Source organism: Photobacterium ganghwense, from assembly GCF_003025595.1.
GTDB lineage: Bacteria > Pseudomonadota > Gammaproteobacteria > Enterobacterales > Vibrionaceae > Photobacterium > Photobacterium ganghwense.
Genome location: NZ_PYMI01000010.1, coordinates 23,570 through 41,544, shown reverse-complemented (window position 1 = coordinate 41,544; position 17,975 = coordinate 23,570). Strand labels below are relative to the sequence as shown.

Below are 17,975 nucleotides of genomic sequence, written 5' to 3'. Positions count from 1 at the left end.
TTTAATCAAGTTGTGGCACACTTGGGCCATCGCAATATCCCCAATCTTAGTGGAAGTATGTCATGTCAAATGAACAGATAATCTGGGATCAGGCCCTTATCGAAAAGTACAACTACTCGGGCCCGCGCTATACCTCATACCCAACCGCCCTGGAGTTTCACGAAGCCTTTACGTCGGCTGAATTTGATATGGCCTGCGCTCGCTATCCGGATCGCAAGCTGTCGCTGTATGTGCACATCCCTTTTTGTCACAAACTTTGTTACTACTGCGGCTGTAATAAGATCATTACCCGTCACCAGCATAAAGCGGATCAGTACCTGGATGCGTTGGAGCAGGAAATCCGCCAGCGTGCCAGCCTGTTGGGCGATCGCGATGTCAGTCAGCTGCACTGGGGAGGCGGCACGCCAACGTTCCTGACCAAACCACAGATCAGCCGACTGATGGGCTTGCTGCGTGAGCAATTCCGGTTTGCCCCGGATGCCGAGATCAGCATCGAAATCGATCCGCGGGAAATTGAGCTGGATATGCTGGATCACCTCCGGGCAGAAGGGTTCAACCGTCTGAGTATCGGGGTGCAGGATTTCAACAAAGAAGTTCAGAAACTGGTGAACCGCGAGCAGGATGAAACTTTCATCTTTGCACTGGTTGAGCGGGCCCGTGAACTGGGATTCCGTTCCACCAACCTGGATCTGATTTACGGTTTGCCGAAGCAGACCCGTAGTGGCTTTGCGGACACTTTGGCGCAGGTGCTGACCATGCGTCCGGGCCGTCTGTCAGTCTTTAACTACGCCCATATGCCGACCTTGTTTGCGGCGCAGCGGAAAATCAAAGATGAGGATCTGCCGCAGGCCAACGAGAAGTTGGCCATTTTGCAGGACACTATTGCTACGCTGACCGGTGCCGGTTACCAGTTTATCGGGATGGATCATTTTGCTCTGCCGGACGATGAGCTGGCCGTGGCCCAGCGCCAGGGCGTGCTGCACCGCAACTTTCAGGGTTACACCACTCAGGGGGATTGTGACCTGCTGGGCCTCGGGGTATCCGCCATATCCATGATTGGCGACTGTTATGCCCAGAACCAGAAAGAGCTGAAAAAATACTATGCCAGCGTGGGCGAACAGCGTGAAGCGTTGTGGAAAGGGGTGTCGCTCGACAGTGATGACCTGGTGCGCCGGGAAGTGATTAAGTCCCTGATTTGTAACTTCCAGCTGGATAAGGCCGCGATTGAGGCGCAGTACGGCGTGGCATTTGACACGTACTTTGCCGAAGATCTGGCGTTGCTCAAAACGTTTATTAATGATGAACTGGTCACCGTGGATGCCGGTAGTATCCGGGTGGCTCCCAAAGGTCGTCTGCTGATCCGCAACATTTGCATGTGTTTCGACAAATACCTGCGCGATCGGGCCCGTCAGCAACAGTTTTCCCGGGTTATCTAATCCCTGGGAAGGCAAAAGCCCCGCGTCCTTAACGGCGCGGGGCTTTTTTATGGCTGGCCATCACGGTTAACCATTTAGCATGTTCACCGCGGCAATCAGTGCCAGTACACCGGCAGCAAAGTGACCCGGGCCGGCGGCCACAAGTTCGCTGACGGCAGGCATTGCCACGCTGATTGAAAACAGACTTTCCAGCATGGTGGGGTTCCCACTGTTGTTTCTTGTTGGTTGTTGAGTGCAGGGTAATTCCAACCCATGACCCGATTCAGGTTTGTACCTTCAGTGCCTGCTGGCAGGGCCAGCCTGAAGTTGGGGGTATTTTACGCAAAAACCCCGGTGATGGAATGGGGTTAGTTCAAAAAGTGAACACTATTGGTAAAATAATTGATAATTTACGGGCCGGATGAAATCCTGCTCCCGCCTGAGCGGGAGCAGGGGATGAGGTGAGGATGAAGCTGGCGACTTAGCGCTGTGCTGCTTTGTCTCGCAGTGCCTGCTTGTCACTGTCTGACAGGAATGCCAGCTCCAGGCCGTTGATCTGTGCCTGGCGAATTTGTGCTTCGGTCAGACCCGCCTGAGGCGCGGCGACTTCGTATTCGTAAGGCAGTTCAATGCCTTCGACCGCCGGGTCATCGGTATTCAGACACGCCAGAATACCGTGATCCAGAAACTGCTTAACCGGGTGAGAAGCCAGCGAAGCAACGGTGCTGGTCTGAATGTTCGACGTCAGGCACGACTCGATACCGATGCGGTGCTCTGCTAGATAGTCCATCAGGGCAGGATCTTCAATCGCTTTTACGCCGTGGCCGATACGCACTGCGCCCAGTTCCTGAATGGCCTGCCACATGCTTTCCGGCCCCGCGGCTTCACCAGCATGAACTGTGACTCGCAGTCCGGCATCACGCACTTGCTTGAAGTGGTTGACGAACTGTACGCCCGGCTGGCCCAGCTCGTCACCGGCCAGGTCAATCGCGACCAGATGATTTTTCTGGGTCAGCAGCGCATCCAGCTCCTGCTGGCAGGCAGCCGTCCCGAAAGTGCGGCTCATGATACCGATCAGGTTCGCTTGAATACCGAAGTCCCGGCATCCGGCCTGTACCCCGTCCACCACGGCTTCCACCACACCAGCAACCGGCAGGTTGTGTTTCATCGCCATGTAATACGGCGAAAAACGCAGTTCCGCGTAGTCAATCTGGGCGTTCAGCGCATCTTCAACGTTTTCGTAAGCCACGCGGCGGCAGGCATCCAAATCGCCCAGCACGGCAACGCCCCAGTCCAGCTTGGACAGGAACGCGACCAGTGACGGCTCGGCTTCCACGATCTGGACGTGGGGACGCAGGGATTCGATATCTGTAGCCGGCAGAGCCATGTTGAATTTCTGGCCCAGCTCCAGAATGGTCTGAATGCGGATGTTGCCATCGAGATGGCGGTGAAGGTCAGTTAACGGCAGGTGCTTGCTAATCATAGTTATCGGTATCCCAAGAAAAGCGTCAGTATACGCAAGTCGACTATGACATTCATTATAGTTAGCCCTGGAATCCACCGGGCCGGGAAGAATGGGTGGGCACGCTTACCCGGGCTGTTGATCGGTATGGGAGTTGGCTGCTTGTGGTCAAGCCAGTGGTTGTGATGGGTTGCGGTGCCTTGTGCCTTGTGATCTGTGCCCGGCCCCGGAGTAACCGGGGCTGGGCGGCGATCACTCAGTCGTTGGCAATGTTGAGCTCCTTAAGTTTGCGGGTCAGGGTATTGCGCCCCCAACCCAGCAGCCGGGCGGCTTCCTGCTTGTGCCCGTGGGTATGCTCCAGCGCGGCTTCCAGCAGAATTTTCTCAAACTCCGGCAGAGCTTCGCCGAGCAGGTTCTGGTTGCCCAGACGCAGGTTCTCGGTAGCCCATTTTTCCAGCGCCTGGTGCCAGTGTGGATCGGTACTGTCTTCGTCCTGGCTACGGGTGGAGGTGGTCAGCTCCGGGGGTAAATCGGCCGGTAGGATTTCCGACCCGCTTGCCATTACGGTGAGCCAGCGGCAGGTATTTTCCAGCTGGCGAACGTTACCCGGCCAGTCGAGAGTGGTGAGCGCGTCCTCGGTTTTCGGATGCAGAGTTTTGACTTCGACCCCGAGCTCGTCAGATGCCCGTTTCAGGAAATGGCGGGCCAGCTGAGGGATGTCCTGGCGGCGGTCTTTGAGTGCCGGCAGGTGCACCCGAATCACATTGAGGCGGTGAAACAGATCTTCCCGGAAATCACCCTTGGCAACCAGCCGTTCAAGGTTCTGGTGGGTCGCGGCAATGATGCGGACATCCACATTGATGGGCGAATGCCCGCCCACCCGGTAAAACTGGCCATCGGCCAGCACCCGCAGCAGCCGGGTCTGAATATCCAGCGGCATGTCCCCGATTTCATCCAGAAACAGGGTACCGCCATTGGCCTGTTCGAAGCGCCCTTGGCGAATGTTGTTGGCGCCGGTGAAGGCTCCTTTTTCATGACCGAACAGCTCCGATTCAATCAGATCTTTTGGGATGGCCGCCATGTTCAGGGCGATAAACTCTTTGTGGCTGCGTGGGCTGTGGCGGTGCAGGGCATGGGCAACCAGCTCTTTACCGGTCCCCGATTCACCGTTGATCAGGACGGAAATGGAAGAGCGTGACAGCCGGCCAATGGCGCGAAACACTTCCTGCATGGCCGGTGCTTCGCCAATGATCTCCGGGGCATTTTTTTCCAGAGACACCGGCGCTTGCTGGCGTTTTTGCTCTTGGCTGTGGGTGACGGCACGCTCAACCAGGCTGACTGCCTCGTCAATATCAAACGGCTTGGGCAGGTACTCAAAGGCGCCTTCCTGATAGGCATTGACGGCGGCATCCAGGTCCGAGTGGGCGGTCATGATGATGACTGGCAAGGTCGGATAATCTACCTGCAAGTTGCGCAGCAGGGTCAGGCCGTCAGTGCCCGGCATCCGGATATCCGAGACCAGAACATCCGGGACGCTGCGTTCCAGGGCGTCCATGACACTGTCGGCATCGGCAAAGGTTTCACACTTCAGTCCGGCGGCATTCAGGGTGCGTTCCAGTACCCAGCGGATCGAACTGTCGTCATCGACGACCCAGATTAGTCCTTTGCTCATAGTGAATCCTCTTGTTGTTCGGCGGGTCGGTTGCCCGCTTTATGACTTAATCGGTAAATACAGGGTGAACTTGGTATGGCCGGGCCAGCTCACCACTTCAATCTTGCCGTGATGCTGGTCGATCAGATTCTGGGCGATCGACAGTCCTAATCCGGTGCCGCCTTCACGGCCGGTCACCATGGGGTAGAACAGGGTGTCCTGAATATCACTCGGGATCCCCGGGCCGTCATCAATGATGTCTATCTTGGCGGCAACCCGGTAGCGGCGGCCATGGATCAGCGTCTGGTGGGCGGTCCGGGTTTTCAGGGTGATGTTGCCGCCGCCGTGCTGCTGCAGCACCTGGGCGGCATTGCTGACAATATTGAGAATGGCCTGCTCCAGCTGTTCGGGGTCCATGTCAAACGGTGGCAGGCTGGGATCGTAGTCCCGGTGCAGGTAGATATTGTCACCGCAGTCGACGCTGACCAGCTGGCGGACTTTTTCCAGCACAACGTGGATATTGTCTTCGTGGCGGACACCGGGCCGCTGCGGGCCAAGCAGGCGGTCGACCAGATTCCGCAGGCGGTCGGCCTGCTCGATAATCATCTGGGTGTACTCGGTGTAGCTCGGGTCCGGGAGGGTTTTTTCCAGCAGCTGCGCCGCGCCGCGCAGGCCGCCCAGCGGGTTTTTGATCTCGTGGGCAAGGCCGCGTACCAGCTCTTTGGCTGCCTGTTGCTGGGCATGCTGGCTCAGCTCCTGACTGATCCGGCGTTGCTGGTCAATCGGTTTGAGCTCGAGCAGGATCAGCAGCTCCCGCTGCCAGGATAGCGGGCTGGCACTCAGCTCCAGGGTATGATGGCGGCTGTCGATCACAAAGGTGACTTCACTGTCTGCCAGCCCCTGACCGCTTTGCAGGGTGGCTTGAACCAGACTCAGGTCGAGCGAGGTATGTTGCAGCAAATCCGGAAAGCGGGTGTTATCGAGCCGCCGTTTACTGAACGACAGCAGCTGCTCCGCCGCCGGATTGACGTAACGAATCGTCAGGGTTTCATCAAGCAGTACGACTGCGGTAACCAGATTGTCCAGAATCAGGGGAGAAAACTCGTCCGTCACAATTACCATCCTTGTCCATATTCTCATCATGGTGCATGGAACTGGCGATGCACCAACTTGGTGCAATCAAGTGTAGCCTGTCTGTCTGGTAACGTGAACGAAAAATTCAGCCTTGCCTGTTACTTGGGCATTGGCTGGGGCTGGGTTCGCTGCAGGACGCTGGCACGGTGCAGAAAGACAGTGACTGTCTCTGAAGATGCAATAACCTTGCCGTATTTTAAGAGTTCGACCTGAAGCGTGTGCTCGCCGCGATCAATATTGGTGAGCTGCCAGTCCAGATCTGTCTGAGCGCGACCGATGACCTTGCCATCCAGCCGCAGGTGGGCAGTATGACCTTTATTGAGTTTGCGATTACTGGTGGCGGTCACTGTAATGGTGCCACTGTTGTCACGGATCGTCTGCTGGTGGGCCGGTGTCAGCATGCTGATGATAGGCTGGATCAGGGCATCATCGCTGGGGCTGGCCGGATCCGCGTCGGTTACGCTGGGGTCAGAGACGCTGTCGGACGGACTCACCTCAGACGTGGTATCCAGTATGGTGTCGGGCTCAGCGGCCGGGGGCTCGACTTCCGGGGCTTTGAGTGCTAGCGGTTTGGCTCCGGGACGGGGTTGATCGCTGAAATGGACGACGCCATCGGCATCTTCCCAGGTATACAGTGTCGACTGAGCCCATGCCGGGGCGGCAAGCAGGCTGATAAGCAGCAGGGTCGTGGGTTTCATAGCAGCACCGGTGAAGGTCGTCGTGGACATATCTCCATTGTTGGACCCGGTCTGACCAACGGCAAGTGTAAAAAGGCCGGCTTGTGAAGCCGGCCTAAAAGTAACGCTGTGATTACACTGCGAATTTCTTATACAGAGTAGTACAGTTCGAATTCCAGTGGGTGCGTCGCCATGTTGATCTTCTGCACGTCCTGAGTTTTCAGAGCGATGTAAGAATCGATGAAGTCATCAGAGAACACGCCGCCAGCGGTCAGGAACTCACGATCTTCGTCTAGGCACTGAAGCGCTTGTTGTAGTGATTCTGCAACCTTTGGAATCTCTGCTGCTTCTTCAGCTGGCAGATCGTACAGATCTTTATCCATCGCTTCCCCTGGGTGGATCTTGTTCCGGATACCGTCAAGACCCGCCATCAGCATGGCTGCAAACGCCAGGTATGGGTTTGCTGCTGGGTCTGGGAAGCGCACTTCGATACGACGCGCTTTCGGGCTTGGTACCACAGGGATACGGATAGAAGCAGAACGGTTACGCGCTGAGTAAGCCAGCATTACTGGTGCTTCGTAGTGAGGAACCAGACGCTTGTACGAGTTGGTCGACGGGTTAGTCAGTGCGTTCAGTGCACGTGCGTGCTTGATGATACCGCCGATGTAGTACAGAGCCATTTCAGACAGGCCGCCGTATTTGTCGCCTGCAAATAGGTTCTGACCGTCTTTCGCCAGAGACTGGTGTACGTGCATACCAGAACCGTTGTCGCCCACCAGTGGTTTAGGCATGAAGGTCGCGGTTTTGCCGAAGGCGTGCGCGACGTTGTGTACAACGTATTTGTAGATCTGAATTTCGTCCGCTTTGGTTGTCAGCGTGTTGAAGCGCGTGGCGATCTCGTTCTGACCTGCAGTCGCGACTTCGTGGTGGTGTGCTTCAACAACCAGGCCCATCTCTTCCATGATCAGACACATGGCTGAACGGATATCCTGAGAAGAATCAACCGGCGCCACTGGGAAGTAACCGCCTTTCACGCCTGGACGGTGACCTTTGTTACCGCCTTCGATGTCAGAACCTGTGTTCCATGCTGCTTCGATGTCGTCAATCTTGAAGAAAGAACCAGACATATCGGTCGAGAATTTCACGTCATCGAACAGGAAGAATTCTGGTTCTGGACCAACCAATACAGTGTCAGCGATGCCAGTTGAGCGCATGTAGTCTTCTGCGCGTTTAGCGATAGAACGTGGGTCGCGATCGTAGCCCTGCATAGTCGCAGGTTCCAGGATGTCACAACGAATGTTCAGAGTGGCATCTTCTGTGAACGGGTCCAGTACTGCTGATGATGCGTCTGGCATCATTACCATGTCTGATTCGTTGATGCCTTTCCAGCCAGCAACAGAAGAACCGTCGAACATTTTACCTTCTTCAAAGAAGTCGGCATCAATCTGGTGAGCTGGGATAGAGATATGCTGCTCTTTACCTTTGGTATCGGTAAAGCGTAGGTCAACAAACTTGACTTCGTTTTCCTGGATCAGCGCGAGTACGTTTTCAACTGACATCTTGAGTAACCTCCGGTGTTAGATTGGGCAACGGGCCACAAAATAGGTAATGAGCATGCATTGCTCAGCTAAAATCTATTAAGCGAGAACCGTGCCAACTTTTAAAAGCCCCAAAACAGCGCATTAGCGTGAGTAAAAGGGCAAATGCGCACTTCTGATGCACCAACTTGGTGATGCTGTGCACCATTGTGGTGCGATTGGTGACAAGTCCCGTCTTTCCTGGTGCGCGCCATTACTATTAGTCCATGGTCGCATATTGTCAATTGCTGCTGGCGGGAGTTTCAGGAAAAAGTGGTCGGTTTCATGGAAACGTCAAATAAAGAGGGGAACGGCCGGAAGTCGCTGCCATTATTCAGCTTAAATCGCCCAAACGGCGGGGGATACGGGGGCATGGTGCGCTTGAGCGCAAAAAAGGCGGTGATATAAATCACATAATAGGTGGGTTTTGACGTAAAATCTGTTAGATTATGAGCCGTTTTTTTAACCACGTGGCAACCGTCCGGTCGCTGCATGTTCTGAGTGAATGTAAAACACATGTCAAATCCACAGATCGATAAATTAAGAAATATCGCAATCATTGCGCACGTTGACCACGGTAAAACGACTCTGGTTGACAAATTGCTTCAGCAATCTGGCACGTTAGAGTCTCGCGGTGAAGTAGAAGAACGCGTAATGGATTCCAACGACATCGAAAAAGAGCGTGGTATTACCATTCTGGCTAAGAACACAGCGATCAACTGGAACGATTACCGCATCAACATCGTTGATACTCCGGGACACGCCGACTTCGGTGGTGAAGTTGAGCGTATCATGTCGATGGTTGACTCAGTACTGCTGATCGTTGATGCCGTTGACGGTCCGATGCCACAGACGCGTTTCGTAACGCAAAAAGCGTTTGCTCACGGCCTGAAGCCAATCGTGGTAATCAACAAAATTGACCGTCCGGGCGCACGTCCTGATTGGGTTATGGATCAGGTATTTGACCTGTTCGACAACCTGGGTGCGACTGACGAGCAGCTGGATTTCCGTGTAGTGTACGCATCGGCTCTGAACGGCTGGGCAACATTGGAAGAAGGCGAAACTGGCGAGAACATGGAACCTCTGTTCCAGGCTATCGTAGATAACGTTGCTGCGCCAAACGTTGACGTTGATGGTTCGCTGCAGATGCAAATTTCTCAGCTGGATTACAGCTCATACGTGGGTGTTATCGGTGTTGGCCGTGTTACACGTGGCTCGGTGAAGCCAAACCAGCAAGTTACCGTTGTGGGTGCTGACGGCACTAAGCGTAACGGTAAAGTTGGTACAGTACTGGGTTACCTGGGTCTGGAGCGTCACGATGTTGCGCAGGCGACAGCGGGTGACATCATCGCAATCACAGGTCTGGGCGAGCTGAAAATCTCTGACACTATCTGTGACGTGAATGCTGTTGAAGCGCTGCCAGCTCTGTCTGTTGACGAGCCAACAGTTACTATGACCTTCCAGGTAAACACCTCTCCGTTTGCGGGTAAAGAAGGTAAGTTCGTAACGTCACGTAACATTCTTGAGCGTCTGCAGAAAGAACTGGTTCACAACGTTGCACTGCGTGTAGAAGAAACGGATGACCCGGACAAGTTCCGCGTATCAGGCCGTGGTGAGCTGCACCTGTCTATCCTGATCGAAAACATGCGTCGTGAAGGCTTTGAGCTGGCAGTATCTCGTCCGGAAGTAATCCTGAAAGAAGAAGATGGTCAGCTGATGGAACCGTATGAAACGGTGACTATCGACGTGATGGAAGAGCACCAGGGCGGCATCATGGAAAACATCGGTCTGCGTAAAGGTGAGCTGACTGATATGGCACCGGACGGCAAAGGCCGTGTACGTATGGACTTCATGATGCCTTCTCGTGGCCTGATTGGCTTCCAGACAGAGTTCATGACCCTGACTTCAGGTTCTGGCCTGCTGTACCACACGTTTGATCACTACGGTCCGCACAAAGGTGGCGAAATCGGCCAGCGTGTGAACGGCGTACTGATTTCTAACGCAACCGGTAAAGCCCTGACTTACGCACTGTTCAACCTGCAGGAGCGTGGCCGTCTGTTTGCTGAGCACGCAGATGAAGTGTACGAAGGTCAGATCATCGGTATTCACAACCGTTCAAACGACCTGACAGTAAACTGTCTGAAAGGTAAGCAGCTGACTAACGTTCGTGCTTCTGGTACGGATGAAGCACAGGTTCTGACTCCGGCGATCAAGTTCACTCTGGAGCAGGCGCTTGAGTTCATCGATGATGACGAGCTGGTAGAAGTAACGCCAGAAAGCATCCGTATCCGTAAGAAACTGTTGACGGAAACCGATCGTAAGCGTGCAAGCCGTTCAGCGAAATAATCGCTAACCGCATGTACTGAATCAATCCCTCCATCGCGCAAGCATGGGGGGATTGTTTTATCTGGCCAGGTAAATGGAAAACTGACCTATGCAACCGATAATCATCACCGGCGGCCCGGGTGCCGGCAAAACCACACTGCTGCAGGCGCTGGCCCAACGGGGCTACCTGACGTACCCGGAAGTGTCCCGCGCCCTGATCCGGGAAGAATCAGCCCGTGACGACGGCATTCTGCCTTGGACCGATTTACCGGGTTTTGCTGCGCTGTGCCTGGATCGCATGAGCAGCCAGCGTGAGCAGGCAGCGTGCAGTACGATGCCGGCGTTTGTGGATAGGGCGATTGGGGATATTTGTGCTTACCTGAAAGTCGGCGGTTTGCCGGTGACGGCGAATTATCTGGCGGCGGCCAAAGGCTATCATTCCACTGTGTTTTTCTGCGCGCCGGAAGCGTCGATTTATGTGCAGGATGATGAGCGTCCCCATAACTTCGCTGAAGCTCAGGCGATTCACCGCGAGCTGGTGACGACCTATCAGGCGTTGGGTTACGCAGTGGCAGAGGTGCCTTGGGGGACCGTGGAAGCGCGGGCCAACTGGGTATTGGCCCGGCTGCGGGATGGGCAAATCGGCGAGTAGTCGGTTAGGCTTTTTTCAGCTGTGCGATAAAACGCTCGGACTCGCTGATGGCGGCTTCCATGTCGGTAATGGCCCGCTGAATATCGCGCTGCAGGGAATTAAATTCGCCCTGTAGTGAACCAATCGCCGCGGCATTAAGATTATGCTTAAGATATAGGGTATTATCACGCAACGTGTTGAGTACCGGCGTCATTTTCTGCTCTGCGCGGTGCATTGCACCAAGCATGCGTTTGTAGGAAGCCTGGGTGCTGCGCAGCTTGCGTTCGCTGTCCCGGCGCAGGGTTGCGCTGGTATAGAGCGTCAGTTCGTCTTCCCATTCGTCGAACAGCGCATCGGCGACGTCTTCAATGGCCGCGATGCGATCGCTGACTTTCTCTGCCGCTTTCTGGCTGGCCAGATACTCATCATTAATGGAGTTGTACACGCGCTCCAACTCACCGCCATCAAACTGGTTCAGGGCTTTAAGGGCGGTCAGGGCATCGGTGAATTTTTCCTGGGCATCGGCTTGTGCTTCATTGGCCTCTTCCACCCGGTCTACCATGATGTCGCGTTTGTGGATCCCGACTTTTTCCATGGCTGAATAATAAGCGCTTTGACACCCTGTCAGGGTGGTCAGCGCTAGCAGGATGGCAAGCAAATAGGGCATATTGGTCTCCGGTTGTCCTAGAATTTATTGAATCTTCGAATATTTTAAAAACAAACAAGAAAATTAGTGACATGACTATGGCTGACAAAAAGACAACTGGCAAGCACGATTGGCAGCAGCAACTGCGCACGACGTGGGCCTATATCCGTTATCTTCATCAACGTGTCGGGCACGATCGCCTGACGGTGACCGCAGGCTCTATGGCGTATGTAACCCTGCTGTCATTAGTGCCACTGATCACTGTGGTGCTGTCCGCATTGTCATCCTTTCCGGTGTTTGCCGGGTTGGGCGACATGCTGCAGAATTTCGTGATTGAAAACTTCGTTCCGGCTGCCGGGGAAATCCTTAAAGAGTACCTCAACGAGTTTGTGGCCAATGCCGGTAAGATGACGGCCGTAGGTATCGGGGCACTGTTTGTGGTGGCGATGATGCTGATTTCCACCATCGATAAGTCGCTTAACTATATCTGGCGGGTGACGGAAAAGCGCCGTCCAGTAATTTCGTTCTCGATCTACTGGATGGTCCTGACGCTGGGGCCGATTCTGGTCGGGTCCAGTATTGCGGTCAGCTCTTATCTGGGATCGCTGAACCTGCTAAACAGTGATGCCGTCAATGGCCTGTTGCAGCGCAGCCTGCGCGGCCTGCCTGTGCTGATGTCCAGTGCCGCCTTCCTTGGCCTGTACCTGCTGGTACCCAATACCAAGGTGCGTCTCAGCCATGCCGTGATTGGTGCCGTGACGGCCAGTGTGCTGTTTGAACTGAGCAAGAAAGGGTTTGCCCTGTACATCACCAACTTCCCGTCGTACCAGGTGATTTACGGTGCACTGGCTGTGGTGCCGATTTTGTTTGTGTGGGTGTATCTGTGCTGGTGTATTGTGTTGTTTGGCGCGGAGATCACCGCCAGCCTTGGCGAGCGGCAGTACTGGCACCCGATCGACAAATCCCGTGATGAAACGGTGCCGACCGCCGAAGAAATGGCCGTGCAGGAAAGCGGACAGGCCACAGAAAGTGAACACAAAGAGGTAGAAAGGAAAGAGTAATGATTGCACTTATTCAACGAGTCAGCGAAGCCAGCGTAACGGTGGATGGCAAGGTAACCGGCGCGATTGGTAAGGGACTGCTGGTATTGCTGGGTGTCGAGAAAGGCGATGACGAAGCCAAAGCGCAGCGCCTGCGCGACAAAGTGCTGGGGTATCGTGTCTTTGAAGACGATGCCGGAAAAATGAACCTCAATGTGCAACAAGCCGGTGGTAGTGTCTTGGTGGTTTCGCAATTTACGCTGGCAGCCGATACCAAAAGTGGGATGCGGCCAAGTTTTTCTGCTGGTGCGACACCATCGGAAGCCGAACGGCTGTATGATTACTTTGTCACCTGCTGTAAGGATAAGGATATTCAGACAGAAACCGGTATTTTTGCTGCGGACATGAAAGTCGCGCTGCTCAATGACGGACCGGTCACTTTCTGGTTGCAGGTATAATTATGGATGGGGGCTGCAGGCCCCCTGAACAGTGGAGAAGGATTTCATGTTTCGATTGATCACCCCGGCAACAGACGCAGAACTGGCGCAATACTATGACTTCCGTTGGCGGATGCTGCGTGAGCCCTGGCATATGCCGGTTGGCTCGGAGCGTGATGCTTATGATGAACTGAGTATTCATCGGATGATTGTCAGTGACGATGGCGAAGCGATTGCGATTGGCCGTTTGTACATGACACCTGACAATGAAGGTCAGATCCGTTATATGGCGGTGCATCCCGATTACCGCCATCAGGGGATGGGGGCGATAGTGCTGATGGCGCTGGAATCGCTGGCCCGGCAGGAAGGGGCCAAGCGCCTGGTCTGTAACTCGCGCGAAGACGCGATCCCTTTTTACCTGCGCAACGGTTTTACCAGCCAGGGCGAGCTGAGTGAAGAGCGCGGCCCGGTTCGGCACCAGCAGATGCTTAAGCACCTGGATCCGCTGACGGAATTCGTGCGCCATCCGGACTGGTGTCAGGAGCTGCAGGAGCTGTGGCAGTCCCAAATTCCCATCAGTGAAAAAATGGGGGTACGGATCAGCCAGTACACGGGGTATCGCTTCGAGGTCAGTGCCCGCATCAATGCCAACCTCAATCCCAAAGCCAGCATGTTCGCCGGCAGTATCTTTACCATGGCGACGCTGGCCGGGTGGGGATTTGTCTGGATGCTGCTGAAAGAGCGCAAGCTGCCCGCCGACATTATTCTGGCTGACAGCCACATCCGTTATCAGCATCCGGTGACCGAGCGGCCTAAAGCCGTGGTCACGGTTGAAGATCTCAAGGGCGACGTGGACCGACTGGCCAAACGCCGTAAAGGCCGGGCTGTGGTGCAGGTGCAGGTCTATAGCGGTGAGACGTTAGCCGCCACCTTCACCGGTACCTATATGTTGTTTCCTTCGCAAGGCGACAACAACACCGTGTGCTGATCCCCCTGCCACCGTTGTACTAACTGTTGACGTGAGCCGGTACTGGCCGACCGGTTTTCACTGTCTGGCTGCCGACACGGGTAGCTGGCCTGCCATTCCAGCTGCTGCGCTGCCGGATCCGCCATATCCCATTTCCCTTCCAGTCCTGCCTGTAACGGCCCACTGTGCAATGACATCGGTGCGACGGTGATGCGTCCCCGATCGCTGGTGATAGCCAGCGGAGTAATGGTCACGCTGGCGGCTGGTGCTTTTGCGGGAGTCGTGTTGGTCGCTATCGTGGCAACAGCAGGCTTGTCGGTGGCTGTTTCAGTGGTCGTGATCGCCTGAGCCGGTGCGGCGCTGAGATCCGTCGGTTCGGTTACTATTGGCTGCCCGGTTTGTTGCCAGTGCTGCCACAGTTGAGCGGCAGGCTGGCTCAGGGTGCCTTCACGCAGGCTCGCCGTGAGGTTGCCGTCGAGGCTATGGGCCAAACTGAGGCGATTGGCGGCCAGCCCTTTCAGTTGTCCTTGTGTATCGAGTTTTCCTTTTACCGGCAGCGGCAACTGAAGCCATTGCGCCAGCAGGGCGGCGGGCAGGCTGTCACCCTGCCACTGCAGCGACCACGGGCGCCCGGCGGTATTCAGGTCGATTGTTCCCTTTGCGTTAAGCAGGCCATCGGCGAATGGCAGGGTGGCTTCGCTCAGTTGCCATTGGCCCTGTTCAGCTGCCATTGCCAGATAAGGCCCGGTTAGGTTGATCGTGTTGAAACTGGCCGCGCCAGCACCGGCGGTCAGGCTACCTTGCCACAGACCCGGTTGGTTCTCCCGGCGCAGCAGCAGATCCTGTCCTTTGAGGTTAAGCCCGGTCAGGTGCCAGGGGGAAGCGGGTGCCGTATCCACGAGCTGGCTGTAGCCGATATCCAGGCTATCGATACGAATGGTCGGCCAGTGGGCAAAGGCGGTGCGGGCAGTTTGCTGCCAGTGCGGTGGCAGGAACACTTTGAGTCCCTTCAAGACTAAGCTGTCAAGCTGAAGGCTCTCTGGGGTCAGGATGCCAGCGGCTCGGCCATAGCCTTCCAGCGCGTTGACCGAGGCGCCTTTGATGGTGACTTGGGCCGGAGTAAAAGCCAGCTCCAGCAACGGGTCAGTAAAGGTGAGCGCCTGCCAGCTGCCGCTTTCTGCACTGAATGACAGCCAGGCCTCCGGTTGTTGGTAGGCACTTTGCGGCCAATGCCAGTTTTCCAGCGACAGGCTGGCATGGTTAAGGGCCAATGAGGGTAATTCGAGGCTAATGTCGAGCATGTCGAGACGGCCAAGTGTTGCTGTCCCGCCAGCCTGCGTCCAGTGGTGCAGCCATGTCTGCAAGGCGGCGAGTTCATCGCCTTGCTGGAGTTGTAGATCGCTCACGGTTAACTGGTGCAGCTGAAGTGCCTTTACGCGGGTATCCAGTTCCAGCTGGCCATTCACACCGGCGTGCTGCCAGTCAAAGGAAAACCCGTATAGGGTCAGGGCTGGTGCGGTGTAGTTGCCGTCGAGCAGCAGCTTTTCCACCGGGAACTGCTGCCAGCGCAGAGTACGGGCCGCAATTTGGAAGTTGCCCGTAAACTGCTGCCAGAACGGGCGGGGATCTGAGGCGCGGAAATGCCAGTTATCAAGCTGGACTTCACCTTCTGACAGCGTGATATCGGCGCTGTGCCAGGTCAGATTGCTCAGGGCCAGTCGCTGGCTCGATAGCTCGGCAGGCACTGGCAGCGACGCGCTGTCGGCGCTCAGGTTCAGGCCGTCTAACAGGATGGTGTCAAAATGCCAGTGCCCGGCCAGCAGGCTGGACGGGCTCAGCCACAGGGTCAGCTGGTTTGCGGTAAATGGAGTCTGTGGCTCAGAGGGCGTCTCCGCCGCACGAGGCTGCAGACGTAACTGGTTCAGGGACAGGCGCCACGGCTCCTCGATGTCGTAGACCACCTGCTCAGCCTCCAGCTGATACGGGCTGACGGTATTGAATAGCCATACCATCATCGGGGTGGCAAAGCGGGTATGCATCATGGTCAGGAAGACCGTCGCGCCCAGCAGGATGAGGACGAGCAAAGTAGCAACGAGTTTCCCGATGAGGCGCATGTGGGCTCCTGAGGCAGTAAAAGAGTGGGCTGGTTAATATTAGGGCGCAAATTACCCTGTGCTGCAAGTATGGCAGCCGGAAATGGCGAGCGGGCAACGAAAAAGCCCCTCGTGTGAGGGGCTTGGCATTGGTTGTGGCGCGTTGCGGATTAGTCCAGCTGAGGACCTGCAGCAACCAGCGTCGAACCTTCGGCAGTATCCGTGTACTTCTCGAAGTTATTGATGAAGCGCTCTGCCAGATCTTTGGCTTTGCTTTCCCACTGCAGTGGATCCACATAGGTGTCGCGTGGGTCCAGAATGCTTGGGTCAACGCCAGGCAGAGACGTCGGTACTTCCAGGTTGAAGATCGGCACGTGCTTCGTTTCGGCATGCTCGATAGAGCCGTCCAGAATTGCGTCAATAATGCCGCGGGTATCCTGAATTGAGATACGTTTGCCGGTGCCGTTCCAGCCGGTGTTGACCAAGTAGGCTTCAGCGCCTGCCGCTTCCATACGTTTAACCAGTACTTCGGCGTATTGTGTTGGGTGTAGCGTCAGGAACGCGTTACCGAAACATGCTGAGAAGGTTGGCGTCGGCTCAGTGATGCCGCGCTCAGTACCGGCCAGTTTCGCAGTGAAGCCTGACAGGAAGTGGTATTTGGTTTGCTCTGGCGTCAGTTTAGACACCGGAGGCAGCACACCGAATGCGTCAGCAGACAGGAAGATCACTTTGTTAGCGTGACCGCCTTTAGAGACCGGCTTAACGATGTTTTCAATGTGGTAGATAGGGTAAGACACACGGGTATTTTCGGTCTTCGAGTTGTCGTCGAAGTCGATAGAGCCGTCGCTGCGTACCGTTACGTTTTCTAGCAGTGCATCGCGACGGATCGCGTTGTAGATGTCTGGTTCTGCTTCTTTCGACAGGTTGATGGTTTTCGCGTAGCAACCGCCTTCGAAGTTGAATACACCGTTGTCATCCCAGCCGTGCTCGTCATCACCGATCAGGGCACGTTTCGGATCGGTAGACAGGGTTGTTTTACCGGTACCGGACAGGCCGAAGAACACCGCTACGTCACCGTCTTTACCCAAGTTCGCGGAACAGTGCATTGAGGCAATGCCTTTCAGCGGCAGGAAGTAGTTCATCATTGCGAACATACCTTTCTTCATTTCGCCGCCGTACCAGGTACCGCCAATCAGCTGCATTTTCTCGGTCAGGTTGAACACGGTGAAGTTTTCAGAGTTCAGACCTTGCTCCTGCCACTTATCGTTGGTGCATTTGGCACCGTTCATGACCACGAAATCAGGCTCGAAGTTTTCCAGCTCTTCTTCACTTGGACGGATGAACATGTTTTTCACAAAGTGTGCCTGCCAGGCCACTTCAGTGATCACACGAATGCACAGGCGGGTGTCCGGGTTCGCACCACAGTAACCATCAACCACAAACAGGCGCTTGCCAGATAGTTGATTCGTTACCAGGTGTTTCAGATCCTGCCAGACTTCCTGAGAGATCGCTTTGTTGTCGTTGGCGCCCTGGTCAGCCCACCATAGGGTATCTTTGGTGGTGTCATCTTTGACGATGAACTTATCTTTTGGTGAACGACCTGTAAAAATACCGGTATCAACGGCGACGGCACCCAGCTCAGTAACGATACCTTTTTCGTATCCCTCCAGGCCCGGCTTGGTCTCTTCTTCAAATAGCAGTTCATAACTTGGGTTACGAACCACCTCTGTAACATTGCTGATACCGTATTGAGATAGGTCGATATTTTTTGCAACCTTTTTATCGACGTTCATGACGGTCATAGGTGCTCCTTGGGTAAGATGTTGTTTAACTGTTGACCATGCTAGCAACCCTAAAGGGGTAATTCAGGGAGGTTTATCAAAAATTAACCATTTAAAAGTTAGGGTTAAGTAAAATAGT

General features: G+C 55.1%; 15 protein-coding genes. 6 read left to right on the top strand and 9 right to left on the bottom strand.

The genetic code is table 11. The annotated features are described in order from the left end of the window. The first annotated feature begins 62 nt into the window (after positions 1–62). Positions 63–1,436 (top strand): oxygen-independent coproporphyrinogen III oxidase, encoded by a 1,374-nt coding sequence (gene hemN / locus C9I92_RS22785; protein ID WP_047887080.1) that lies wholly within the window; start codon positions 63–65, stop codon positions 1,434–1,436. 66 nt (positions 1,437–1,502) lie between these two features. Here the strand turns inward: hemN and C9I92_RS25825 are convergent, their stop codons facing one another. The 6 genes from C9I92_RS25825 to glnA form a co-directional block, all read right to left on the bottom strand. Continuing rightward, positions 1,503–1,631: a hypothetical protein gene (locus C9I92_RS25825; RefSeq protein ID WP_273858125.1), complete on the bottom strand. Its 129-nt coding sequence runs from the start codon at positions 1,629–1,631 to the stop codon at positions 1,503–1,505. A gap of 265 nt (positions 1,632–1,896) precedes the next feature. After that, positions 1,897–2,898, bottom strand: a complete 1,002-nt coding sequence (gene add, locus C9I92_RS22780; RefSeq protein ID WP_047887081.1) for an adenosine deaminase — start codon at positions 2,896–2,898, stop codon at positions 1,897–1,899. Between the two features lie 235 nt (positions 2,899–3,133). Beyond that, entirely contained in the window at positions 3,134–4,549 is a 1,416-nt protein-coding gene (gene glnG / locus C9I92_RS22775) for a nitrogen regulation protein NR(I) (protein WP_047887082.1), read from the bottom strand. Positions 4,550–4,588: 39 nt separating this feature from the next. Further along, positions 4,589–5,641 (bottom strand): nitrogen regulation protein NR(II), encoded by a 1,053-nt coding sequence (glnL, locus tag C9I92_RS22770; protein WP_047887119.1) that lies wholly within the window; start codon positions 5,639–5,641, stop codon positions 4,589–4,591. 119 nt (positions 5,642–5,760) lie between these two features. After that, a complete protein-coding gene (locus C9I92_RS22765) occupies positions 5,761–6,390 on the bottom strand; it encodes a DUF4124 domain-containing protein (protein WP_053061928.1) in 630 nt (209 codons plus the stop codon). 98 nt (positions 6,391–6,488) lie between these two features. After that, positions 6,489–7,898 (bottom strand): glutamate--ammonia ligase, encoded by a 1,410-nt coding sequence (glnA, locus tag C9I92_RS22760; protein WP_047887083.1) that lies wholly within the window; start codon positions 7,896–7,898, stop codon positions 6,489–6,491. A gap of 534 nt (positions 7,899–8,432) precedes the next feature. Between glnA and typA the strand changes: the two genes are divergently transcribed. Beyond that, positions 8,433–10,262: a translational GTPase TypA gene (typA, locus tag C9I92_RS22755; protein WP_047887085.1), complete on the top strand. Its 1,830-nt coding sequence runs from the start codon at positions 8,433–8,435 to the stop codon at positions 10,260–10,262. Positions 10,263–10,350: 88 nt separating this feature from the next. Then, complete coding sequence (locus C9I92_RS22750) at positions 10,351–10,893, top strand: AAA family ATPase (RefSeq protein WP_047887086.1); 543 nt, start codon at positions 10,351–10,353, stop codon at positions 10,891–10,893. A gap of 4 nt (positions 10,894–10,897) precedes the next feature. Here C9I92_RS22750 and C9I92_RS22745 read toward each other — a convergent pair whose 3' ends face one another. Next, positions 10,898–11,539, bottom strand: a complete 642-nt coding sequence (locus C9I92_RS22745) for a DUF2959 domain-containing protein (protein WP_047887087.1) — start codon at positions 11,537–11,539, stop codon at positions 10,898–10,900. A 77-nt stretch (positions 11,540–11,616) separates the two neighbouring features. Between C9I92_RS22745 and C9I92_RS22740 the strand changes: the two genes are divergently transcribed. The 3 genes from C9I92_RS22740 to C9I92_RS22730 are packed head-to-tail and all read left to right on the top strand — an operon-like array spanning position 11,617 to position 13,983. Further along, positions 11,617–12,579 carry a virulence factor BrkB family protein gene (locus C9I92_RS22740; protein ID WP_047887121.1) on the top strand — a complete coding sequence of 321 codons (963 nt, stop codon included), beginning with the start codon at positions 11,617–11,619 and terminating at the stop codon, positions 12,577–12,579. After that, entirely contained in the window at positions 12,579–13,016 is a 438-nt protein-coding gene (gene dtd / locus C9I92_RS22735) for a D-aminoacyl-tRNA deacylase (protein ID WP_047887088.1), read from the top strand. Before C9I92_RS22740 ends, dtd begins: the two co-directional genes overlap by 1 nt. Before the next feature lie 46 nt (positions 13,017–13,062). Beyond that, positions 13,063–13,983, top strand: a complete 921-nt coding sequence (locus C9I92_RS22730) for a bifunctional GNAT family N-acetyltransferase/hotdog fold thioesterase (RefSeq protein ID WP_047887089.1) — start codon at positions 13,063–13,065, stop codon at positions 13,981–13,983. Here C9I92_RS22730 and C9I92_RS22725 read toward each other — a convergent pair. Both C9I92_RS22725 and pckA read right to left on the bottom strand, forming a co-directional pair. Further along, positions 13,938–16,076 (bottom strand): AsmA family protein, encoded by a 2,139-nt coding sequence (locus C9I92_RS22725; RefSeq protein ID WP_047887090.1) that lies wholly within the window; start codon positions 16,074–16,076, stop codon positions 13,938–13,940. The genes C9I92_RS22730 and C9I92_RS22725 overlap by 46 nt on opposite strands. A gap of 149 nt (positions 16,077–16,225) precedes the next feature. After that, positions 16,226–17,857, bottom strand: a complete 1,632-nt coding sequence (gene pckA / locus C9I92_RS22720) for a phosphoenolpyruvate carboxykinase (ATP) (RefSeq protein ID WP_047887091.1) — start codon at positions 17,855–17,857, stop codon at positions 16,226–16,228. Positions 17,858–17,975 lie beyond the last annotated feature (118 nt).